The 20,687-nt window shown below is 56.6% G+C and carries 22 protein-coding genes; 12 read left to right on the forward strand and 10 right to left on the reverse strand.

The features are described 5' to 3' along the window. Nucleotides 1–235 precede the first annotated feature (235 nt). Nucleotides 236–466, forward strand: a complete 231-nt coding sequence (locus WFM45_RS09675) for a hypothetical protein (protein WP_004932237.1) — start codon at nucleotides 236–238, stop codon at nucleotides 464–466. A 181-nt stretch (nucleotides 467–647) separates the two neighbouring features. Here the strand turns inward: WFM45_RS09675 and WFM45_RS09680 are convergent, their stop codons facing one another. Continuing rightward, the gene (locus WFM45_RS09680) at nucleotides 648–1,337 is read right to left on the reverse strand and encodes an alpha/beta hydrolase (protein WP_004932239.1); all 690 of its coding nucleotides are present in this window, start codon (nucleotides 1,335–1,337) and stop codon (nucleotides 648–650) included. Between the two features lie 825 nt (nucleotides 1,338–2,162). Between WFM45_RS09680 and WFM45_RS09685 the strand changes: the two genes are divergently transcribed. After that, nucleotides 2,163–2,339: a GhoT/OrtT family toxin gene (locus tag WFM45_RS09685; protein ID WP_015378105.1), complete on the forward strand. Its 177-nt coding sequence runs from the start codon at nucleotides 2,163–2,165 to the stop codon at nucleotides 2,337–2,339. Nucleotides 2,340–2,603: 264 nt separating this feature from the next. Here WFM45_RS09685 and WFM45_RS09690 read toward each other — a convergent pair whose 3' ends face one another. After that, on the reverse strand, nucleotides 2,604–2,897 hold the full coding sequence (locus WFM45_RS09690) for a hypothetical protein (RefSeq protein ID WP_015378107.1): 294 nt from the start codon (nucleotides 2,895–2,897) through the stop codon (nucleotides 2,604–2,606). A gap of 225 nt (nucleotides 2,898–3,122) precedes the next feature. Between WFM45_RS09690 and WFM45_RS09695 the strand changes: the two genes are divergently transcribed. The 3 genes from WFM45_RS09695 to WFM45_RS09705 all read left to right on the forward strand — a co-directional run bounded on the left by WFM45_RS09695 (nucleotide 3,123) and on the right by WFM45_RS09705 (nucleotide 5,743). Then, nucleotides 3,123–3,605 (forward strand): hypothetical protein, encoded by a 483-nt coding sequence (locus WFM45_RS09695; protein WP_004932246.1) that lies wholly within the window; start codon nucleotides 3,123–3,125, stop codon nucleotides 3,603–3,605. A gap of 306 nt (nucleotides 3,606–3,911) precedes the next feature. Continuing rightward, nucleotides 3,912–4,472, forward strand: a complete 561-nt coding sequence (locus WFM45_RS09700) for a 3'-5' exonuclease (RefSeq protein ID WP_033632864.1) — start codon at nucleotides 3,912–3,914, stop codon at nucleotides 4,470–4,472. Between the two features lie 77 nt (nucleotides 4,473–4,549). Beyond that, nucleotides 4,550–5,743, forward strand: a complete 1,194-nt coding sequence (locus WFM45_RS09705; protein ID WP_075686091.1) for a multidrug effflux MFS transporter — start codon at nucleotides 4,550–4,552, stop codon at nucleotides 5,741–5,743. A gap of 8 nt (nucleotides 5,744–5,751) precedes the next feature. On the opposite strand, the gene dadX is transcribed toward WFM45_RS09705, so the two are convergent. Both dadX and WFM45_RS09715 read right to left on the reverse strand, forming a co-directional pair. Then, entirely contained in the window at nucleotides 5,752–6,825 is a 1,074-nt protein-coding gene (gene dadX / locus WFM45_RS09710; protein ID WP_033632862.1) for a catabolic alanine racemase DadX, read from the reverse strand. A 76-nt stretch (nucleotides 6,826–6,901) separates the two neighbouring features. Beyond that, nucleotides 6,902–8,206: a D-amino acid dehydrogenase gene (locus WFM45_RS09715; protein ID WP_028127472.1), complete on the reverse strand. Its 1,305-nt coding sequence runs from the start codon at nucleotides 8,204–8,206 to the stop codon at nucleotides 6,902–6,904. Nucleotides 8,207–8,745: 539 nt separating this feature from the next. On the opposite strand from WFM45_RS09715, the gene WFM45_RS09720 reads away from it, so the two are divergent. Next, the gene (locus WFM45_RS09720; RefSeq protein ID WP_033632861.1) at nucleotides 8,746–9,063 is read left to right on the forward strand and encodes an antibiotic biosynthesis monooxygenase family protein; all 318 of its coding nucleotides are present in this window, start codon (nucleotides 8,746–8,748) and stop codon (nucleotides 9,061–9,063) included. A gap of 46 nt (nucleotides 9,064–9,109) precedes the next feature. On the opposite strand, the gene zinT is transcribed toward WFM45_RS09720, so the two are convergent. Then, complete coding sequence (gene zinT, locus WFM45_RS09725; protein WP_033632860.1) at nucleotides 9,110–9,760, reverse strand: metal-binding protein ZinT; 651 nt, start codon at nucleotides 9,758–9,760, stop codon at nucleotides 9,110–9,112. A 298-nt stretch (nucleotides 9,761–10,058) separates the two neighbouring features. Between zinT and WFM45_RS09730 the strand changes: the two genes are divergently transcribed. Beyond that, nucleotides 10,059–11,594 carry a SpoVR family protein gene (locus WFM45_RS09730; protein ID WP_016927460.1) on the forward strand — a complete coding sequence of 512 codons (1,536 nt, stop codon included), beginning with the start codon at nucleotides 10,059–10,061 and terminating at the stop codon, nucleotides 11,592–11,594. A gap of 57 nt (nucleotides 11,595–11,651) precedes the next feature. Here WFM45_RS09730 and fadR read toward each other — a convergent pair whose 3' ends face one another. Further along, on the reverse strand, nucleotides 11,652–12,371 hold the full coding sequence (gene fadR, locus WFM45_RS09735; protein ID WP_004932271.1) for a fatty acid metabolism transcriptional regulator FadR: 720 nt from the start codon (nucleotides 12,369–12,371) through the stop codon (nucleotides 11,652–11,654). 244 nt (nucleotides 12,372–12,615) lie between these two features. Here fadR and nhaB point away from each other — a divergent pair, with 244 nt between their 5' ends. The 3 genes from nhaB (at nucleotide 12,616) to WFM45_RS09750 (ending at nucleotide 16,296) form a co-directional block, all read left to right on the forward strand. Then, on the forward strand, nucleotides 12,616–14,181 hold the full coding sequence (gene nhaB, locus WFM45_RS09740; protein ID WP_033632859.1) for a sodium/proton antiporter NhaB: 1,566 nt from the start codon (nucleotides 12,616–12,618) through the stop codon (nucleotides 14,179–14,181). A gap of 120 nt (nucleotides 14,182–14,301) precedes the next feature. Then, nucleotides 14,302–14,832 carry a disulfide bond formation protein DsbB gene (dsbB, locus tag WFM45_RS09745; protein ID WP_004932277.1) on the forward strand — a complete coding sequence of 177 codons (531 nt, stop codon included), beginning with the start codon at nucleotides 14,302–14,304 and terminating at the stop codon, nucleotides 14,830–14,832. Nucleotides 14,833–15,534: 702 nt separating this feature from the next. Continuing rightward, the gene (locus tag WFM45_RS09750; RefSeq protein ID WP_033632857.1) at nucleotides 15,535–16,296 is read left to right on the forward strand and encodes an aspartyl/asparaginyl beta-hydroxylase domain-containing protein; all 762 of its coding nucleotides are present in this window, start codon (nucleotides 15,535–15,537) and stop codon (nucleotides 16,294–16,296) included. Between the two features lie 113 nt (nucleotides 16,297–16,409). Here the strand turns inward: WFM45_RS09750 and WFM45_RS09755 are convergent, their stop codons facing one another. The 4 genes from WFM45_RS09755 to WFM45_RS09770 form a co-directional block, all read right to left on the reverse strand. Then, nucleotides 16,410–16,856 carry a YcgN family cysteine cluster protein gene (locus WFM45_RS09755; RefSeq protein WP_004932284.1) on the reverse strand — a complete coding sequence of 149 codons (447 nt, stop codon included), beginning with the start codon at nucleotides 16,854–16,856 and terminating at the stop codon, nucleotides 16,410–16,412. A gap of 122 nt (nucleotides 16,857–16,978) precedes the next feature. Then, on the reverse strand, nucleotides 16,979–17,635 hold the full coding sequence (locus tag WFM45_RS09760) for a fumarylacetoacetate hydrolase family protein (protein WP_033634830.1): 657 nt from the start codon (nucleotides 17,633–17,635) through the stop codon (nucleotides 16,979–16,981). 58 nt (nucleotides 17,636–17,693) lie between these two features. Beyond that, on the reverse strand, nucleotides 17,694–18,656 hold the full coding sequence (locus tag WFM45_RS09765) for a lytic murein transglycosylase (RefSeq protein WP_228392594.1): 963 nt from the start codon (nucleotides 18,654–18,656) through the stop codon (nucleotides 17,694–17,696). An 88-nt stretch (nucleotides 18,657–18,744) separates the two neighbouring features. Further along, a complete protein-coding gene (locus tag WFM45_RS09770) occupies nucleotides 18,745–19,017 on the reverse strand; it encodes a YcgL domain-containing protein (RefSeq protein WP_004932294.1) in 273 nt (90 codons plus the stop codon). Nucleotides 19,018–19,153: 136 nt separating this feature from the next. On the opposite strand from WFM45_RS09770, the gene minC reads away from it, so the two are divergent. Then, nucleotides 19,154–19,849, forward strand: coding sequence for a septum site-determining protein MinC (minC, locus tag WFM45_RS09775; protein WP_336955345.1), 696 nt, complete (start codon nucleotides 19,154–19,156; stop codon nucleotides 19,847–19,849). Nucleotides 19,850–19,874: 25 nt separating this feature from the next. Further along, nucleotides 19,875–20,687, forward strand: coding sequence for a septum site-determining protein MinD (minD, locus tag WFM45_RS09780; protein ID WP_004932300.1), 813 nt, complete (start codon nucleotides 19,875–19,877; stop codon nucleotides 20,685–20,687).

Here is a 20,687-nt window from a genome sequence, read left to right on the forward strand (position 1 = left end):
GGCAACAACAATAATAAGTCAGATTCCCCAGAACGGTTCTCTCTATTATTTGTTCTTCTGAGGTTATTCCTAAACATCCGCCGCTACCCCCGCACGGCTTGATAGGAATATTCCCATTCAGTTATCGTTACCCCATCGCTTAAGTCTCTTCCTAAGCGAAATTTGCATCATTTTATTTTTCTATGGCTTCTCAGCCCGCTGCGGCGGGCATTTACCTGTCAGCAGGTTAGACATCATGATCGACTACACCCTCTATGGCCTCAACAAGCACGATGTTGATGAATACCATAAGCAAATATGTTGCCTGCTCGGCAAAAATGTGCTGCTGGTGTTGACCGCCAACAAGCCGATAACCAAACAGAACCTGCTCGCCAGCCTTATCCAGGAGATAGAAAAGCAGCCCGATGACTATTTTCAGCGGCTGCATCGCGCGGCAATAGAAATGATCGGCGTTAACGGGCGCTAAGGCGATATGCGTAAGGCAGACCTCTACGCCATTATTACCGCCGCCGTCGTGTTGATGATGCTGTTATAGCGATATCAGCGCTTATCCCTAATTAGCGCCTATTACGCCGGCGCTTTCGTCCGGCGTAATAGGCAGCGAAGGGATAATCTGCCGCAGAATGTCGAGCCTTCCTGCCCCTGCTTTATTTCAAACCTGCCGCTTCGTCAATCAAACCCGCCACCTCATCGGCATGGGAAACCAGCGAGGCATGGCTGGCATTCAGCACCATCACTTTCTTGGCCTGCAGCCGCTGCGCCATGCGCCGCTGATTCTCCGGCGCTATCATGCGATCGTCGCTGGAAAGTTGATACCATGACGGCTTATGTTTCCAGGCGGGCTCGCCGATGGTGTTGCCAAAGGTATCGGCCAGCGGGGCCTTCTGCGCCACCGCCATCACCAATGCCTCGTCGGCGGTCAGATCCTGGCAAAAGCTTTCGTGAAACTTGTCGGTTTTAATCCACAGATAACCGTCGCTGTCCGGGGCCAGATTCTCGACTGCCGCAGGAGGATGCGCTTGCGTAATACCGCCGGCACTTTCACCGGCATCCGGCGCAAACGCGGCGATGTAGACCAGGCCAACCACGTTAGGCTGGTTGCCCATTTCCGTGATCACGGCACCGCCGTAAGAGTGCCCGACCAACAATACCGGTCCCGCTTGCTGCGCGACCATCTTACGCGTACGTTCCGCATCCTCAGCCAGCGACGTCAACGGCATTTCCACCGCATGAATCGCCGTATATCCCCTGCGCGACAACTCGATGATGACCTTACTCCAGTGCGCGGCGCCGCCCCAGAATCCGTGTACCAGCACGATAGTTGGTTTTGTGCTCATTGCCGACTCCTTCATCTCATAGGAAAGCGCCGCAGGCAGATGAACGGCCCCGCAAGGGGCGAGCCTGGCTGCCTTCGACGCCACGCAGTCCCCCTTTTATATAGTCAGCCTCATGGCGTTCAGCAATAGCTACGACGAGTTAACGTCCCCGATTTCCCACCGCCGCCACGGCTTATCGAAGCGGCTTACGCCGCAAGGCCGGGAAAAAACAGGATTAAAACTAGGATTTTTACCCATACCGATCTAAAATTTCGCGCAAAAACAAAGAGAAGTAAATTTGGCTCACCGGGAAAAGGAATGAAGTTGTGAAGGAAATGATCTCCATCGTTTTTATGGCATGCCTGCTGGCGCTGCTGTTTTCGTGGCTGTTCGTCTACGGTCTTAACATTCATTAAACCCGTAACGACAACCATCCCCCTCCCTGGCGGGCAAGCGGCGCATCGCGACCGATGCGCTAAAACCGGCGCCTGAGGGTTCACGTACCGCCAAACCCGACGCCACCTCACCTTAGCCTTGCCGTCCGCAAATACATCATTAATTTTTATGAGTCATAACCCCACCGCGTTTCCCCCTTCACCGACTCTTTAACTGCTCAGCGGAGTTCACTCCAGAAGGATGGCTTGCCTGACGCAAGATGTTACCGGTAACTATGCTGTTGATTTCTTTTGGCAATAAACATAAAGCCGCTAATAACCCTACGTTCTTTATAGAAATAAATTATGCATACTTATGGATAAAGGTTTGAATAAAGGGCCTTTGGTCATTGATTATCACCCGCCAAGCTCCTAGAATTCGCGCGTAAAAATACAACTGGGATCGGGTTTCATGTCGCCGCTGTGGGTTGCAACGCAATACTGTTATTTTATTGGTCTGTTAGTTTCTATGGTTTTCACCTACCTGGTTAGCCGGGACACCGTCAAAATTCGCTGTATCAGCGCACTGACCATCGGGTTAACCTGGCCGTTGAGCCTGCCGGTGGTGTTGCTGTTTTCGCTGTTCTAACGCCCCAATGCCGCGCGCTGGCTTTTAAACAGTCATATTAATGAAAAGAGGCTGACCACCGGCGTCATGGTTTTTGGCGTGGGATAAAAAAGTGCCAGCGCAAGGCTGGCATGAAAACGGGAAGCAATGTGAGCAATGTCGTGCCGGATCGGGGGGCACAGAAGGAGATAACCCTTTTCCCCTCACCGGCGAATAAAATGATAATACGTCTCATTATTGAATACAAAGTCATTTCCCCAGGCAACTTTCCCCTTTGAGAAACTATCAGCCGCGCGGCGATCGCCAGCGCTGATACAATCGCCCAGCCCCCCACACCAGCAGCCAGAGCAAAGCGTTCAACCCCAACCATAGCATCAGCAAGTAGAAGAAAGTCTGATAGCCGGGTATGCCCCGATCGGCCAAAAACGGGTTGAAGTGAAAAAATTTGACGATCGCGAACGGATTAAGATTGAAACGGTTGAACACGACCGCCGTCAGCAACGGTGGCAATAGCGTATAAAACGCCAGGCTGAACAGCAGCAGAATTTTTGTGCCCGAAGTGTTTTTATAATCTTTCATATCAATAAATTATATCTGTCATCATAATGCAAAAACCGCCAGGCATTCGTACGCCAATCGACCCCGCGGGCGCAAAAGAGTTCCAGGCCAACGCGGAAATAAAGCCGATCCCGCGTTTAATTGTCATTTAGCGCTCGGGTGATATATACCCTGTGGATTTTAAATTACGATGTCGCCGCGCCGTCTTCAAGCACAGCGTTTACATGGCATCATCAGGAGGCATTAATGAAACCGGACGCACTCTCCCTGCCGCCGACCCCGAAAAAGCTCAAGGTCATCTACGGCTGGTATATTTATGTGATCTATATCCTGCTGGTTTTCAACATTTATATGGCGGTCTACAACGTCTGCGTTCGGCACCCGATCGAGGCCCCGCTGCTGTCGCTGTTTCACAGCCTGTTTCTCGCGTTGATGCTGCAGCAGGTGCTCAAGAAGAACGTCGTTTTCGCCTGGATCTTGCTGAGCTATTTTATTCTGATGCGCCTGTATTACGCCAATGTGCTGCATGTTGAGTTCACGTTGGTGAGCCGTTGCCTGGTGCTGCTGATTCTGACGCTGCTGCTGACCGGCGCCGTAGCCGTCGGGCAACTGTCCACGCCGCCGCAGCGGCATGACTGGCTGGCGCGGCTGGGCTGGCGGCAATGGGGGGCGCTCACGGCGCTGGCGGCCATCCTGACGCCGCTGATTACCACCGACTATCTGGGATAAACTGGGGGCTATTTGGGAATATGAGGTTCGGAAATGTCTACGACGCGGCATATTTTGGTGTAGTTACCCGCCTTCTCACAGATCTTGTCCGTGACGAACATGCTAAGGTAGCCCAGCAACAGCAAGTAGCCGGCCATGCACAGAATAAAGATAAGCGTTCTCACCGATAGCGACCAACCTGACAAGAGTATCACGAGCATCATAACCTGAACGAGGCGCTTTAAAAGGATTTCATGTGCGCACCGGCCGCATCGGCGCACGTTCTGTAGTAACATTAAGCCACCACGCCCACCACCGGAAACGCCGATGCACCATCTGATGTTAGACATTGAAACCCTGGATATAAAACCCAGCGCCGTCATTCTGGTGGTTGCGGCGGTGTTTTTCGATCCCCGGACCGGGGCGCTGGGCGCCGAATTCGAAACCGCCGTCAGCAGTCAGAAAGACCAACCGGGCCGTACCATCAGCCTGGACACGGTCGCCTGGTGGGCGAAACAGTCCGATGAAGCGCGCAAACAGGCCTTCGGCGGCACCGAGAGCCTGAAGCGCGTGCTGAGCAGCCTCAGCCGCTTTATCCATATGAACAGCACCGACACGGTGAAAGTCTGGGGCAACGGCAAAGAGTTCGACTGCGCGATCCTCGAACACGCCTTCCAGCAGTTGGAAATGCCCTGCCCGTGGAAGTTTTGGGATACTCAGGACGTGCGCACGGTGATCACGCTGGCGGAACTGCATGGCTTTAACCCGAAAAAGGCTCGCCCGTTCGAAGGTATGCCGCATCGTGCGCTGGATGATGCTCGCCACCAGGCCCGTTATGTGGCCGATACCGTCTCGGCGCTCTATTATCGTCAGGGGGCGCAGCGCTGACCCGCTTTGCCCCTTTTCATTTGCCGCCAGAGTCTCTACTCTAGCCCTCTTTGTCACTCGGACGTGCCTTTTCTGTTATGCAAAAGTTTCTGTTTATGCTTCTCAGCCTGGTGCTGCTCGGCCCATTAGGCATCGATCTTTATCTGCCGACGATTCCCGCTATTGCCGTCGGTCTGGGCAGCAGCGAAGCGTTGATCCAATCCACCATATCGCTATTTATTCTGGTGCTTGGCCTCGGCCAGGTCATCGCCGGCCCGCTGGTGGATAACTATGGCCGCAAACCGGTGGCGCTGGCCGGCATTATCCTCTACATGATCGGCGCCGCGATGGCGGCGCTGGCCACCAGCCCGACGATTTTCATCGCTTCGCGTCTGCTGCAAGGGGTGGCCGTTTGCTGTACCGCCGTCGTCGCCTTCAGCGGCGTGCGCGATCGCCTGAATGGCGACGACGCCGCCCGCGCTTTCGGCTTTCTTAACGGCACGCTGAACATCATCCCGGCGCTGGCGCCGCTGCTCGGCGGGCTGCTCGCCGAAGCCTTCGGCTGGCGCGCGCCCTTCTGGTTTCTGGTCGGCTACGCGCTGCTGGTGTTGGCGCTCATCGCGCTGCGCCTGCCGGAAACTCGCCCCGCCGACACCGTGCCGGTCAAGGGGTTGCCGGTGCGTCAATACGCGCGCATCCTCAGCGAACGGCGTTTTCTCTCCTTTGCGGTGGTGAACTCCGGGGCGATGGGCATGGCGCTGACCTACGTTTCTCTGGCACCGAACGTGCTGATGGGCACCGCCGGCCTGACGCCGCTGCAATTCTCGCTGGTGTTCGGCGCCAACGGTTTCTGGATCATGCTGGTCAGCTTCTTCGCCAACCGCATCATCCACAAGGTCGGCCGCCCGGTTTGTCTGGCGACCGGCGGCATGTTGATGGGGCTGGGCTGTCTGGGCCTGCTGCTGGGCGTCATGCTGCTGCCCGCGACGGCGCAAACGCACTGGCTGGCGTATATGCTGCCCGTCGCCAGCGCCTGCGCCGGGTTGGCATTCGTGATGGGCCCGGCCACCAGCTACGCGTTGGAACCCTACTCCAATGAGGCCGGCGTCGCGTCCGCGCTGGTCGGTTTCGTGCAGATGGCGGGCGGCGCCGCGCTGGGTCTGGTGGCGATGGCGTTGCCGCTGCAACCCAAGCTGTCGCTGGCGCTGGTGATGCTGGCGGGCTGCCTGCTGGCGCTGCACGCGCGGCGGCTCAGCAAGCAGATTAAAGGGCAAATCAGAAAAGTCGCCTAAGCCCCGGCTCAGGCCTCGATGGCGACCGGCACTCGCGCCGCTAACGCCGACAGCAGTTCATAGCCTAACGTCCCTGCCGCCGTGGCCACCTCATCCACCGGCAGACGTTTCCCCCACAGCTCGACTTCGGCGCCCAGTTCGACTTGCGGACAGGGCGTCAGATCCACCGCCAGCATATCCATCGATACCGTTCCCAGGGTGCGCGTCAGCACGCCGCCAACCCATACCGGCGTACCAGTCGGCGCATGACGCGGATAGCCGTCGGCGTAACCGCAGGCCACCACGCCGATACGCTGTGCGCCTGCGGCGCTGTAACGACCACCGTAACCCACACGATCGCCAGACTTCAGCTGCTGAATGCCGATGATTTCACTGCTCAGCGTCATCGCCGGCTGCAGCCCCGTCGTCGCAACGTCATTCCAGCAACCGCTCGGCGAAGCGCCATAGAGAACGATCCCAGGACGGATCCAACTGCCGTGGGTCGAAGGGTGCCACAGCGTGGCGGCCGAGTTGGCCAGGCAGCGCGGCAGCGGTATATCGGTAGCCGCCGCCTCGATGGTGGCCATCTGCTGCGTCACGCCTTCGGGGCCGTCGGCGGTGGCGAAATGGCTCATCAGCGTAAGCTCGGCAATGTTGGCTACCGCCTGCGCCCTGCGCCACACCTCATGCAGCCGCTCGGGTGCGAACCCCAGCCGATTCATGCCACTGTTCACTTTCAGATAGACATTGAGCGGCGCGTTCAGCGTGGCGTCGGCGATCGCCGCCAGTTGCCAGTCGCTGTGCACCGCCGTCGTCAGGCGATAACGATCAAGCAACGCCAGATCCTGCGGCTGGAAGAAGCCTTCCAACAACAGGATAGGTCCTTGCCAACCCGACTCGCGCAGCAGCACCGCTTCGGCCAGATCCAGCATGGCGAAGCCGTCGGTTTGCGCCATGCTGCGCCAAACGTGTTTGATGCCGTGGCCATAGGCGTTAGCCTTGACCACCGCCCAGACTTTGGCGCCGGGGGCGAAACGGCGCACCACCTGCAGGTTATTTTCAATCGCGCCGAGATGCATCGTGGCAGTTATGGGACGGGGCATCGCTTCTCCTTGGGGCAGCGTACGGCGGCCACGCGCACCTGCGCGTGGCCGGGAAAGTCTATGACAGAGCCAACGATTAACGTGCGGGATGCACGTCGTTCAGCGGAACCGCGTGTTGCTGACGAAACCCGGCGCTGTAACGCGCCACCGCCAGGTCATCGGAAGGGATCGCCGGCGTAATGCCGGACATCAGATCGGACAACAACTGCCCGGAGCCACAGGCCATCGTCCAGCCCAACGTGCCATGCCCGGTATTGAGATACAGGTTCTTCAGCGAGGTGCGGCCGACAATTGGCGTACCGTCCGGCGTCATCGGCCGCAGGCCGGTCCAGAACGTTGCCTCTTCCACTCGGCCGCCGTTCGGGTAGAGATCGCGCACCACCATTTCCAGCGTTTCGCGCCGTTTTTGCTCCAGCTGCGTATTGAAACCGACGATCTCCGCCATGCCGCCAACGCGAATGCGCTGGTCGAAGCGTGTGATGGCGATTTTATACGTCTCATCCAATACCGTAGAGAACGGCGCCGCCGCTTCGTCGGTGATAGGAATGGTCAACGAATAGCCCTTCAGCGGGTAAACCGGAATGGACACCAGGCCGCGCAGCAGCGCCGTGGAGTACGAGCCGAACGCCACCACATAGCTGTCGGCCTTGAACACTTCCTCGCCGCACTGCACGCCGGCGATCTTGTCGCCCTCCACCAGCAGACGATCGACGCTGCGGTTGAACAGGAAGGTGACGCCCGCCTGCTCTGCCATCTTCGCCAACTGTTGCGTAAACAGCTGGCAATCGCCGGTTTCGTCGTTCGGCAACTGCAGGCCACCGGTCAGCTTGTGCGCCACCTGCGCCAGCGCCGGCTCGACGCTGCCGAGCTGGCCGGCTTCCAGCAACCGGTAAGGCACGCCGGCATCTTCCAATACCGCAATGTCTTTCGCAGCGTTTTCGAACTGTTGTTGAGTGCGAAACAGCTGCAGCGTGCCGCCCTGGCGACCTTCGTACTGGATGCCGGTTTCCTGACGCAGCGCCTTGATACAATCGCGGCTGTATTCCGCCAGGCGCACCATGCGGCCTTTGTTGGTCATGTAGTGTTCGGTGTTGCAGTTTTTCAACATCTGCCACATCCAGCTCAGCTGGAAGCTGCTGCCGTCGAGGCGGATGGCCAACGGCGCATGGCGCTGGAACATCCACTTGATGGCCTTCAGCGGCACGCCCGGCGCCGCCCAGGGGGCAGCATAACCCGGTGAAATCTGCCCGGCGTTCGCCGCGCTGGTTTCCAGTGCGGGGCCTGGCTGACGATCGATCACCGTCACCTCATGCCCCGCCTTCGCCAAATACCAGGCACTGGCTACGCCCACCACTCCACTACCTAAAATTACCACTCGCATCGCTGACTCCAGCCCAAGGCTTCACAAAGCATAATCTTCTGCTTACAGGAAATTAACTCAGTGAAAAAATCCGTCCAACAACTTCGTCATCAAACGTGACAATATTCACAATTAATTTATCGTCGATGGGCCATGTATTTGCAATAGCCGTCTGAAAATAGCGATAAGATGCGGTTTAGAGGGGATTATAGCGTCATACCGCCACTGAATTGATATCAACGCTATCAATGATAGCACTCAAAAAAGGCGTAATAAGCAACATTGATTTAACAGAATATAAAAATACCAGCCAACATTTAAACAGAATAAAAATCCAATAAAATAAAAAATACCAACATAACAAACAAAGAGAGCCCCCTCCCTCCGCAGCAGAAAAATCGCGCAAAATTTCAGCTGCCGTTAACCTTGCTTTCAGTGCCGGAATAAAACACCCGAGCCCTTGGCCCGCCCGTTTATGTTGAACGCTGCAGCACGATATGAACGTTAAAGCCAGAAGCAGCGCCTAAAGTTCACACCGTCGCTATTGTGGAGAACGTCTTATGTTCATCGCCATCTACCAGTTTTCAGTCAAACCCGGACACGAACACGCCTTTCGCCAGGCTTGGCTGGCGTTGACCCAAGGTATCTATCTGCAGCGCGGCAGCCTTGGCTCGCGCCTGCATCGGGATGTGGGCGGGCAGTTTATCGGCTATGCGCAATGGCCAAGCCGAGTCGCATGGGAAAGCGCCGGTGATATTCAGTTGGATGAACGCTACCGGCAAGCCCGGGAACGAATGCGTGCGACCTTGTTGGCAGATAAAACGCTATTTGAAATGGAAGTGACGGACGATTACCTGCAAATCAGACCGTTTGACTGAGCACAAGCCCACACAGGCGGGCTTGTGGTTGCGGGAACGAGCAGCATCAATGATGCAGCATCTCATCCACGACTTCTTTGGTTTGCAGTTGGAATGGGTAGTAAGTCGGCCAGTTATCCATCTCTTTCAGCAACGCTTCCTGCGACGTGTTACCCATAAAGATATGGAAATGCGCCGATTTGCGCGGGCCGATAATGTGATCGCTGAACTGCACGAATTTCGGCGCCAGGCTGCCGGCATCCTGACATTCAAACAGATAACGCACGCCCTTTTTACCGGAAACATACGTCAGGATCTTATGCCCGGCGTACTTATACTGACAGGCGCTGGATTGGTCACCGCGGTGAAATTCCATGACGCCGTTTTCAATGCCGATGGTATCCACATCGGTGGCATACCCTTTGCGGTAATACGCCTTCACTTCGGCGAAGGTCTTGCGCTTGTCCTGTGCCGCTTTCTTCTTGAACACCGGGTCAAGATCCCCATTGAGCAGATAGGGATACACGGATTGCCACACGCCCTCCCAGTCGGCCAGGTCGCGATCTTTGACGTCCTTATCGTCGAACATCCCCGCCTCCGCCTTTTTTTCCGCCTCCGTCAACGGCTTGCCATGTGAATGATGCCCGTGGGCGCATGCCTGCCCGCTGATAAACAACGCGGCCAGCGCCACCGCCAGTTTGCCAAAATGCCTCGCCAAAATGCGCTCCTTGTCCGTTATCGGGAAAAATTAAAAGTTACAATATAACATAACCATTTTCAATCCTTGTCGTGCAACAGGCATTGTGTTGCGCCCCCCTGCCGCAGGGTTATACTCGAAGAGGAAGTGTGGTGCCGCACCGCCTTCTGCCGGGACGGGCGCCGGATTGACCGCCGTTCGCTCCTTTGCGTACCGGCATTTTTATTTCACTGATTTGCAATGGTTAATTATGACTTGAACTATGCTTGTTACAGGGTCTGCCGTTTGAGCAAGACCCGTGAATAATGAGGGTGCGCTGATGACTACTTCAACACATGAAAAGGTTAAGGATGATAAACGTCTGAGCGATGGACCGGACTGGACGTTCGAACTGCTGCAGGTGTATTTGGAGCAGATCGACCGCGTCGCCAAGCATTACCGACTCGACACCTACCCCCATCAAATCGAGGTGATCACCTCCGAGCAGATGATGGACGCCTATTCGAGCGTTGGCATGCCGATCAACTATACCCATTGGTCCTTCGGCAAGAAGTTCATCGAAACCGAACAGCGCTACAAACAGGGCCAGCAAGGGCTGGCGTATGAAATCGTCATCAACTCCAATCCCTGCATCGCCTACCTGATGGAGGAGAACACCATCACCATGCAGGCGCTGGTGATGGCGCACGCCTGCTATGGCCACAACTCGTTCTTCAAGAATAACTATCTGTTCCGCAGCTGGACCGACGCCAGCTCCATCGTCGATTATCTGCTGTTCGCCCGCCACTACATCAGCCAGTGCGAAGAGCGCTACGGCGTCGATGAAGTGGAGCGACTGCTGGACTCTTGCCATGCGCTGATGAACTATGGGGTCGACAGGTACAAGCGCCCGCAGAAAATCTCCCTGGTGGAAGAGAAAGCGCGCCAGAAAAGCCGCGAAGAGTATCTGCAAAGCCAGGTGAATACGTTATGGAAGACCTTGCCACGCGTTGAACGCGAAGAGTCGCCGGAGCAGGCGCGCCGGTATCCGAGCGAACCGCAGGAAAATATCCTCTATTTTATCGAAAAGAACGCACCCCTGCTGGAACCCTGGCAGCGTGAGGTGTTGCGCATCGTGCGCAAAGTCAGCCAGTATTTCTACCCGCAAAAGCAGACTCAGGTGATGAACGAGGGTTGGGCCACCTTCTGGCATTACACCATCCTCAACCATCTGTACGACGAGGGCCGAGTGACCGAGCGGTTTATGCTGGAGTTTTTGCACAGCCACACCAACGTGGTGTATCAGCCGCCGTACAACAGCCCGTACTATAACGGCATCAACCCTTATGCGCTGGGCTTCGCCATGTTCCAGGACATCAAGCGCATCTGCCAATCGCCGACCGAAGAAGACCGCTACTGGTTCCCGGACATCGCCGGAAAAGACTGGCTGGAGACATTGCACTTCGCCATGCGCGACTTCAAGGACGAGAGCTTTATCAGCCAGTTCCTGTCACCCAAAGTGATGCGCGATTTCCGGTTGTTCACCGTGCTGGACGACGATCGCAACAACTATCTGGAGATTGCCGCGATCCATAACGAAGCCGGTTACCGGGCGATCCGCCAGGAGCTGTCGGCGCAATACAACCTGAGCAACCATGAGCCGAACATTCAGATCTGGAACGTGGATCTGCGCGGTGACCGCTCGCTGACATTGCGCTACATCCCGCAGGAACGCGCGCCACTGGATAAGAGCCGCCGCGACGTGTTGAAGCACCTGCATCGCCTGTGGGGCTTCGACGTGATCCTCGAGCAGCAAAATGAAGACGGCAGTGTAGAGTTGCTCGATCGCTGCCCGCCGCGGCCTACGCCGCTGTAACCGCCACAACGACAAAGGGCGCCGCATGGCGCCCTTTCTTATTTCATTGACTCGCGATTAACGACGCGCTTCGGTCAGATCGCTCGGCATGGTGCCCTGCATGCTCTGCCAAATCGCTCCGCTGTCTTTACCGTAGCTGCGCACGGTATCCATCACCTGGTCGTACAATTTCTCATGGCACAGCGTGGACAGCTTGCTGTAGAAGGCCAGCGCCAGCTTGCGCGCTTCCGGATTGGAGAAGTAGTAACGGCCCACGCGGGTGTACAGCCCTTTCAGACCGTTGAAGATCAGGCCGTAGATCGGGTTGCCGGAAGCGAACGCCAGACCGCGGAAGATCTCGTAATCGAGCAGATTGAAAGCGTCCGCCTGATCTTCTACCTCGGCGGCCTTCGCCAACACTTCCTGGGCCTGCTCAGGATGATTGCGCACCGCGGCGCGAATAAAGATCGACGCGATATTGGTGCGCACGGACAGCAGGTTATCGATCAACTGAGGGACGCTTTTGTGATCGAGACGGGCCACCGTCTCAAGGATATTGAGGCCGGACGTTTCCCAAAAATTGTTCACTTTGGTCGGTTTGCCATGCTGAATGGTCAACCAGCCATCGCGGGCCAGACGTTGCAACACTTCACGTAACGTGGTGCGCGTGACGCCAATCAACTCCGAAAGCTCACGCTCCGCGGGCAAAATAGAGCCAGGGGGGAAGCGATTATTCCAAATACTCTCAATAATGTACTCTTCCGCGAAACCGGCAGGACTCTGCGCCTTTATGACCATGTGTTTGACGTTCCGTTGCGACGATAAAATCAGTAAAAGTAATCAGCTCATCATACCAGATCGTGCTGACATGACATAGCGTGAGCGAAAAACAATAAACGAAAGTGTGCATAACGTGGCAAAAAAACGAGCAAAAATACCGGTCGCAGGAATTTTCTCATCGTAAAACAAGCTCAGGTTGCGCACGCCCCCGCCGCATTGTTAGGGTACGTGCTACGACTGATTGAAGGATGCATAGAGCACAATGGAAACAACCCTGCGTAGCGCCCTGCTCAAAAATTTTCTGGGGCAATCTCCCGACTGGTACAAACTGACCATTCTCATTTTTCTGGCGATCAACCCCCTGGTGTTCTTTTTCGCCAGCCCGTTTATCGCGGGTTGGCTGCTGGTGGTCGAGTTCATCTTTACCCTGGCGATGGCGCTGAAATGCTACCCGCTGCTGCCGGGCGGCCTGCTGGCGCTCGAGGCCGTGGCCATCGGCATGACCAGCCCGGCGCAGGTCTCGCAGGAGATCGAACACAATCTGGACGTGTTGCTGCTGCTGATCTTTATGGTGGCCGGCATCTACTTTATGAAGCAACTGCTGCTGTTCGTGTTCACCAAGCTGCTGCTCAATATCCGCTCGAAAACGCTGCTGTCGCTGGCGTTCTGCCTGGCCGCTGCCTTTCTTTCCGCCTTCCTCGACGCGCTGACGGTCGTGGCGGTGGTGATCAGCGTGGCCACCGGCTTCTATTCCATCTATCACAACGTGACGTCGAATCGCCCCGACGGCGACATCGGCGATGACAGCGATTTTACCGGCGAAGAGCGCAAACAGACGCTGGAGCAATTCCGCGCCTTTCTGCGCAGCCTGCTGATGCACGCCGGCGTCGGCACCGCGCTCGGCGGTGTCATGACCATGGTAGGCGAGCCGCAAAACCTGATCATCGCCAAAAACGCGGGCTGGGGTTTTATCGATTTCTTCCTGCGAATGGCGCCGGTCACGCTGCCGGTGTTGGTGTGCGGCCTGCTGGTTTGTTGGCTGGTAGAACGTTTTCGCCTGTTTGGCTACGGCGCGCAGCTACCGGAAGCGGTACGCGACGTGCTGAAAGAGTATGACCGCAAGGCCACTGCGGGCCGTAGCAAACAAGAACGACTCAAACTGGTGATGCAAGCGCTGATCGGCGTTTGGCTGGTGCTGGCGCTGGCCTTCCACCTGGCTGAAGTGGGGCTGATTGGCCTGTCGGTCATCGTTCTCGCCACCTCCCTGTGCGGCGTGAACGACGAGCACGCCATCGGCAAAGCGTTCCAGGAAGCGCTGCCGTTCACCGCGCTGCTGACGGTGTTTTTCACCGTGGTCGCGGTCATCATCGAGCAGCACCTGTTCAGCCCGGTGATCCAGTTTGTGCTGCGCGCCGAGCCCGCTTCTCAGCTTTCGCTGTTCTACCTGTTCAACGGCCTGCTGTCGTCGGTTTCCGACAACGTGTTCGTCGGCACGGTTTACATCAACGAGGCGCGCACCGCGCTGGAAACCGGCGCTATCGGGCTGAAGCAGTTCGAGCTGCTGGCGGTCGCCATCAATACCGGCACCAACCTGCCCTCGGTCGCCACCCCTAACGGGCAGGCGGCGTTTCTGTTTCTGCTGACGTCTGCGCTGGCGCCGCTGGTGCGTTTGTCGTATGGCCGCATGGTATGGATGGCCCTGCCTTATACGGTGGTGCTGACGGTGGTTGGCCTGCTGTGCGTCCAGTTCACCTTGGAACCGGCGACCGAGCTGTTGACGCAGTGGCATTGGCTGACGCTGCCGTCCATCGACGCCGTCGGCCACTGAGACGGCGCCGGCAGGGTGAACCGACTATTTTTACGCTGAATCCGGCCCAGGTGGCTGGCAGCGAAGAGGAATTGGTTTACACTGCCGGTTCAATTGCTTACTGCATGGAAGAATCTAGATATGTTGCAATTCTTTAACCGCTGTTCACAAGGACGCGGCGCCTGGCTGCTGATGGCCCTGACAGCGTTGGTGTTGGAACTGGTCGCGCTCTATTTCCAGCACGTTATGCTGCTGCAGCCGTGCGTGATGTGCATTTACGAGCGTTGCGCGCTGTTCGGTATCCTCGGCGCCTCGCTGGTGGGCGCCATCGCGCCGAAAACGCCGCTGCGCTACGCGGCGATCTTGCTGTGGATCTACAGCGCCTGGGAAGGCGTACAGTTGGCGTGGAAGCACACCATGATCCAGTTGCATCCTTCGCCATTCAATACCTGCGATTTCTTCGTCAGCTTCCCGTCATGGCTGCCGCTGGACAAATGGCTGCCGGCGGTGTTCCACGCTTCCGGTGACTGCTCCGTGCGTCAATGGCAATTCCTGACGTTGGAAATGCCGCAATGGTTGGTCGGCATCTTCGGCGCCTATCTGCTGGTGGCGCTGATTGTGCTGATCGCGCAGTTTGTTCGCCCACGCCGCCGCGACCTGTTCGGCCGCTGATCGGCAGACAAACAAAAAACGGCGCCGGAAGGCGCCGTTTTTTTAGGTATTGCTGCCACATTCCGAGATAAAGCCACCTCAGGTATGTGTAAGGAAGTAAACGAGCACGATCAGCGCTCCAGCTACGGCAAACAGGCGGATCATTTTCATTGTTATACTCTCGAACTTGCGGGAGAGCGGCCAAATTACCCAACTTATCGTTTAAAAAGAAGCATCCCGGCACAGTTAAGCGCGTAATTTACATAACATTAAGCTTCTGCGATATCGGCGACTAAAAACTGGCCATTCTGGCACCTTCCTTTCAGCCTTCGAGCATCAATAAATTACCGTTACTTATGAACGACTGCACCTTTGTCACATTCAGAGCACAATATTTTGGTGAAGTTTACCCATAAAATCCTTATAGTATCGGCAAAGTGAGTACTACCGATTTCCCTGGTGTTGTTGTGTGTCTTGCCCCTCATCTTTGCAGGGGCTTTTTTCCCCCCCTCCTCCCTCACACAAGCCCTTACCATCCTTAAATAAATTGTTGGAATTTGCCTCTATCCGGCAGCAAGCATCAACGCTATTCGCGCACTAAAGATTAAAATCGTTCGCGATGCTTTCCCTATGCTAAATGACGTGTTGACTTTCACCCTTTCTTCCTGTGAGCCAGGTTTTGGCTGACTACAGCACAACATATGACATCAAGGACACGATACTATGCCGGATACCACATTGCCCCCTTCGTCTCAGCGCCCCTTCCTGCGGCGCATGCTGCTCAAAGCCGGGAAAAAATTCCTGCGCTGGAACGGCGAATTTCAGACTCGCCATTCGCTCATCTCCACCACGCCGCGGATCGGTAATCATGAATTTCATTGGGTGACGGCGCTGGAAGCCCGTTGGCCGGCCATTCGCGAGGAGTTGGATCGGTTGCTGGAGCACCCGGAGGATATCCCAGCGTTCCACCAAATATCGCCGGATCAGAAACGCATCTCTAAAGGAGATAACTGGAAAACCTTCGGGCTGTTTGTCTACGGGCAACGGGTTGATGAAAACTGCGCCATCTGCCCGCGCACGGCAGAGGCGGTCAGCGAGATCCCGGGCATGCGCACCGCCATGTTTTCAATCCTCAAACCGCACTATCACATCGTGCCCCACAAGGGCCCGACTCGAGCCGTCGTGCGCGCGCATCTGGGATTGATCGTGCCAAAGGATCGGGACAAGCTCTGGATCCGCGTTGACGACCAAATTCTGCACTGGGATGAAGGCAAGGTGATTTTGTTTGATGATTCTTATGAACACGAGGTCCGCAATGATACCGACGAGCTGCGTGCGGTGCTGTTTCTCGATGTCGACCGGCCAATGGACAAAGTGGGCACGGCGGTGAATAAACTGCTGTTCAGCCTGATCAAAGCCAGCCCGTATGTGAAGCAGCCGCTGAAAAATCTGGCCAACTGGCATCGCCGAGATAAAAAAGCGTGAAGCAAGAGTCTCACGCGCGTAAGCTCAATAGCCAAGAGGGCGGAATGTCTTAACACGCCGCCCTCTGGCATTAAAACTCGTGTTGCCTAGCAACATCTGTCAAGGTATCCGCGTTATCTGGCCCAGTCCGGCTTGTTGAGGATATGATCCTGCCAGTCCACCACTTCACTCTCGCGCACCGCAATATGCCGCACCGTGATGCGCTCGCCGTGCATCGCCGCTTTGGAGCCGCTGATCAGCGGGTGCCAGGGAAACAGCGGCTTGCCTTCGCCAATAAGGCGATAGGCGCAGGTCGGCGGCAGCCAATCGAAGGTAGTGAGGTTCTCGCGCGTCAGTTTGATGCAGTCTTCTTCCAGCTCGAAGCGCCGCTCATAGTTACGGCATTGGCAGGATTTGATGTTGAGCTGGTTGCAGGCTACGTTGGTAAAATAAATCTCGTCGGTATCTTCGTCGATCAGCTTATTCAAACAGCATTGCCCGCACCCGTCGCACAGCGATTCCCACTCTTGTTCTGACATTTCCGCCAGCGTTTTCTGTTGCCAAAAAGCGAGTTGTGACATGTTAGCGTCCGGTTTCGGTAAATGGATAAGTCACCTGCGCGCAGGTTCGAGGGGGGACTATATAGACATTTTAGCCACAAGATGCAAGCTTTGCCGCCGACGATGTCGGCGGCAAGGAGAAATCAGATCACCCGGGTGCTGAGCATTTTGCCGTTCAGGCTGATTTTCAGCATGTCGCCGGAAGCCATCGGCCCCACGCCCTGCGGCGTGCCGGTCAGGATGATGTCACCGGCGCGCAGCGTGAAGAAGCGGCTCATGTAGCTGATAAGCGGCAGGATTGGCGTGATCATGTCGCGCGTATTGCCCTGCTGGCGCAATTGATCGTTGACGGTCAACGACAGCTCGGCGTTTTGCGGATCGCCGAATTCCGCCACCGGGATAAATCCCGACATCGGGCAGGAACCGTCGAAGGCCTTGGCCTTTTCCCACGGCTGACCGGCCTTTTTAAAGCCCGCTTGCAGATCGCGCAGCGTCAGATCGAGCGCCACACCGTAACCGGCGATCGCCCGCGCAACGCGATCTTCGTTGGCCTGTTTCAACGGCGTGCCGATCAATACCGCCAGCTCCACCTCATGATGCACCGCACCGAACTCTTTGGGGATGGCCACCGGCTGGCGAATATCACACAACGCCGTTTCCGGTTTGATAAACACCACCGGTTCGACGGACACCGCGCTGCCCATTTCCTTGATGTGATCGGCGTAGTTGCTGCCGACGCAGACCACCTTGTTCACCGGGAAATCGAGCAACGAACCCTGCCAGTCTCTGTGTTGATACATACCGCTTCTCCCAAACTGTAGAGGCTTGGCGCGCCAAGCCGATTATTGGTGTGCCGGATCAATGCCCGATCGCGTCTGCCATCATACCCACGGCGAGAGCGAAATAGTAAGAGCGATTCCAGTGCATGAGGGTGCGGAAATTATCATAGACCAGGAACGTCCGCCCCTGCAGATCATCCGGCGCGATAATCCAACCGCGCTGCACGGCATGCGGCAACGCACTGCCATCCGCGCGGCGCACGCCGCGTTTCTGCCAGTCGTTGACGCTGCGCGCCTGCGCGTCTTTCAGGCCCAGTTCGGCCGGGTTGAAACCGGCGGGCAATTTGACCTCGCGCCCCCAACCGATGCCGGGCTGCCAACCCTCTTTGGACAAATAGCTGGCTGTAGACGCGAAAACGTCGTCAATGTTATTCCAGATATCGATGCGCCCGTCGCCGTCGCCATCCGCAGCGTAGCGCAAGAAGGAGCTCGGCATAAACTGGCATTGCCCCATCGCGCCGGCCCAGGAGCCTTTCAGCGGCGTATCGCCGACGTGCCCCTGCTCAACTATCTGCAGCGCCGCCATCAGTTCCTGGCTGAAAAAAGCTTCACGGCGCCCTTCAAACGCCAAGGTCGCCAGCGCAGACACCACGTCTTCCCGCCCCTGAATCTTGCCGTAGGCGCTCTCCATCCCCCACAGCGCGATGATATAACGCCCTGGCACCCGATAGCGCTCGCTGGCCCGCAACCATTGCGCATGGCGCAGCCGATACAGTTCGCGCCCCTGGCGCACCTTGGCGGGCGACATCACCCGCCGTAGATAGTCGTCCAGGGTTACCTTCTGCTCCGGCTGATTGCGATCGGCCTTGATCACCCGATCGACGAAATGGATTTGCGCAAACGCGCGATCAAGGGTGGCCTGACTGATGCCCTGTTCCCGCGCCCGGCGCTTAAGTTGATCGACATACGCCGGGAACTGCGCCGGATCGCGGCCGCTCGCCGCCAGCGTCGTCTCCTGCGCCGCCTGCGATGCGCCGGGCATCAGCACCCCGCCCAGCGCCAACCAGGCGGCCAATACGGTCTTTCTCGCCGAACGTGTCATCGCGCCTCCCCTGGCCGTGGCGACTGTCTCAGGCCTTATCGCCCGCCAGATGCTGATTGAGCAGGTTTTCAACCGGCGGCGGGAACTGCAGATAATAGCCTTCGTCTTTCAACGCCTGCTTCACCTTTTCGATATCCGCTGAGGCCAATTTTTTGCGCTCATCGAGCGACAGCATCATGGCGAATTGCGGCACGCCGAAACTTTTCATCAGCTCTTCCGGCACACGAGAGAAATCGTCTTTTTTTTCGACATAAAGATAAGTTTGATCGCGTTTCGGGCTTCTATAGATCACACAAAGCATTTTTTTAACTCTATTTAATTGAGGGAGCGTCTTGCCTGGATATAACTCTGACTATAACATGCTTATAGTACATCGGAATATCGCACCCCGAGTGGTATTCCGGGGATTTAAAGTTGCTGAGACTGAGTCAGGATAGATGTCACAATCGCCAATTGAGCTAAAAGGCAGCAGTTTTACCCTATCGGTTGTTCATTTGCATAATTCGCAGCCCGAGGTAATACGCCAGGCGTTACAGGAAAAAGTTGAGCAAGCGCCCGCTTTTCTGAAAAACGCCCCTGTTGTTATCAACGTCGCAACGCTGGAAGGCGATGCGAACTGGAAAGAACTTCAACAGGCTGTCGCGGCAGCAGGTCTGCGCGTTGTGGGTATCAGCGGTTGCAGAGATGAGCGTCAAAAGCGCGCGATAGCCCGCGCCGGGCTGCCGCTGCTGAGCGAAGGCAAAGGCCAGAAAATGGCGGCGTCGGAGCCTGCGCCAGCGCCCGTGGTGGCGGATAACGCCCCCGCCAAAACGCGCATCATCAGTACGCCTGTCCGCTCCGGCCAACAGATTTACGCCCGCAACAGCGATCTTATCGTGACCAGCAGCGTCAGCGCCGGCGCCGAATTGATTGCCGACGGCAATATTCATGTCTACGGCATGATGCGCGGTCGCGCACTGGCAGGCGCGTCAGGCGACACGCAATGTCAGATTTTTTGCACCCACCTGGCGGCTGAGCTAGTCTCTATCGCAGGGCAGTACTGGTTGAGCGACCAAATCCCGTCCGATTACGTCGGGCAGGCCGTACGACTCAGCCTGTTGGATAACGCTTTAACCATACAACCTTTAAATTAAGCCCTTTTGACAAGGAATCCATTTCATGGCACGCATTATTGTTGTTACATCGGGTAAAGGGGGCGTTGGCAAGACCACTTCGAGCGCGGCCATCGCTACCGGCCTGGCCCAAAAAGGCAAGAAAACCGTCGTGATCGATTTCGATATCGGTCTGCGTAATCTTGACCTGATCATGGGCTGCGAACGTCGGGTAGTTTATGATTTCGTGAACGTGATTCAGGGCGATGCCACGCTGAATCAGGCGTTGATCAAAGACAAACGCACTGAAAACCTCTATATCCTGCCGGCTTCGCAGACACGCGACAAAGACGCGTTAACCCGTGAAGGCGTTGAAAAAGTCCTCAACGATCTCGGCGAGATGGATTTTGACTTCGTGGTCTGCGACTCACCGGCCGGTATCGAAACCGGTGCGCTGATGGCGCTGTATTTCGCCGACGAAGCTATCATCACCACCAACCCGGAAGTGTCTTCGGTACGCGACTCCGACCGTATCCTGGGCATTCTCTCTTCCAAATCACGCCGCGCTGAGAAAGGCGAATCGCCTATCAAGGAACACCTGCTGCTGACCCGTTACAACCCGGGCCGCGTCAGCCGTGGCGACATGCTGAGCATGGAAGACGTGCTGGAAATCCTGCGCATTCCGCTGGTGGGCGTAATCCCGGAAGACCAGTCCGTACTGCGCGCTTCCAACCAGGGTGAGCCTGTCATTCTGGATGCCGAGTCAGACGCCGGTAAGGCGTATGACGATACCGTTTGCCGCTTGTTGGGGGAAGAACGCCCATTCCGCTTCATTGAAGAAGAGAAGAAGGGTTTCCTGAAACGCCTTTTTGGGGGATAA

Origin of the sequence: Serratia sp. KG1D, from assembly GCF_037150675.1 — a bacterium.
Classification (GTDB): domain Bacteria; phylum Pseudomonadota; class Gammaproteobacteria; order Enterobacterales; family Enterobacteriaceae; genus Serratia; species Serratia nematodiphila.

Coding starts and splice junctions, on each gene's coding strand:
- fadR (WP_004932271.1), bottom strand. CDS start 12,371: ATGGTCATAAAGGCGCAGAGTCCTGCCGGTTTCGCGGAAGAGTACATT.
- WFM45_RS09700 (WP_033632864.1), top strand. CDS start 3,912: ATGCACCATCTGATGTTAGACATTGAAACCCTGGATATAAAACCCAGC.
- WFM45_RS09690 (WP_015378107.1), bottom strand. CDS start 2,897: ATGAAAGATTATAAAAACACTTCGGGCACAAAAATTCTGCTGCTGTTC.
- minD (WP_004932300.1), top strand. CDS start 19,875: ATGGCACGCATTATTGTTGTTACATCGGGTAAAGGGGGCGTTGGCAAG.
- WFM45_RS09720 (WP_033632861.1), top strand. CDS start 8,746: ATGTTCATCGCCATCTACCAGTTTTCAGTCAAACCCGGACACGAACAC.
- WFM45_RS09715 (WP_028127472.1), bottom strand. CDS start 8,206: ATGCGAGTGGTAATTTTAGGTAGTGGAGTGGTGGGCGTAGCCAGTGCC.
- dsbB (WP_004932277.1), top strand. CDS start 14,302: ATGTTGCAATTCTTTAACCGCTGTTCACAAGGACGCGGCGCCTGGCTG.
- WFM45_RS09705 (WP_075686091.1), top strand. CDS start 4,550: ATGCAAAAGTTTCTGTTTATGCTTCTCAGCCTGGTGCTGCTCGGCCCA.
- WFM45_RS09695 (WP_004932246.1), top strand. CDS start 3,123: ATGAAACCGGACGCACTCTCCCTGCCGCCGACCCCGAAAAAGCTCAAG.
- WFM45_RS09685 (WP_015378105.1), top strand. CDS start 2,163: ATGTCGCCGCTGTGGGTTGCAACGCAATACTGTTATTTTATTGGTCTG.
- WFM45_RS09750 (WP_033632857.1), top strand. CDS start 15,535: ATGCCGGATACCACATTGCCCCCTTCGTCTCAGCGCCCCTTCCTGCGG.
- WFM45_RS09760 (WP_033634830.1), bottom strand. CDS start 17,635: ATGTATCAACACAGAGACTGGCAGGGTTCGTTGCTCGATTTCCCGGTG.
- WFM45_RS09730 (WP_016927460.1), top strand. CDS start 10,059: ATGACTACTTCAACACATGAAAAGGTTAAGGATGATAAACGTCTGAGC.
- WFM45_RS09770 (WP_004932294.1), bottom strand. CDS start 19,017: ATGCTTTGTGTGATCTATAGAAGCCCGAAACGCGATCAAACTTATCTT.
- WFM45_RS09765 (WP_228392594.1), bottom strand. CDS start 18,656: ATGCCCGGCGCATCGCAGGCGGCGCAGGAGACGACGCTGGCGGCGAGC.
- WFM45_RS09675 (WP_004932237.1), top strand. CDS start 236: ATGATCGACTACACCCTCTATGGCCTCAACAAGCACGATGTTGATGAA.
- minC (WP_336955345.1), top strand. CDS start 19,154: ATGTCACAATCGCCAATTGAGCTAAAAGGCAGCAGTTTTACCCTATCG.
- dadX (WP_033632862.1), bottom strand. CDS start 6,825: ATGCCCCGTCCCATAACTGCCACGATGCATCTCGGCGCGATTGAAAAT.
- WFM45_RS09755 (WP_004932284.1), bottom strand. CDS start 16,856: ATGTCACAACTCGCTTTTTGGCAACAGAAAACGCTGGCGGAAATGTCA.
- WFM45_RS09680 (WP_004932239.1), bottom strand. CDS start 1,337: ATGAGCACAAAACCAACTATCGTGCTGGTACACGGATTCTGGGGCGGC.
- nhaB (WP_033632859.1), top strand. CDS start 12,616: ATGGAAACAACCCTGCGTAGCGCCCTGCTCAAAAATTTTCTGGGGCAA.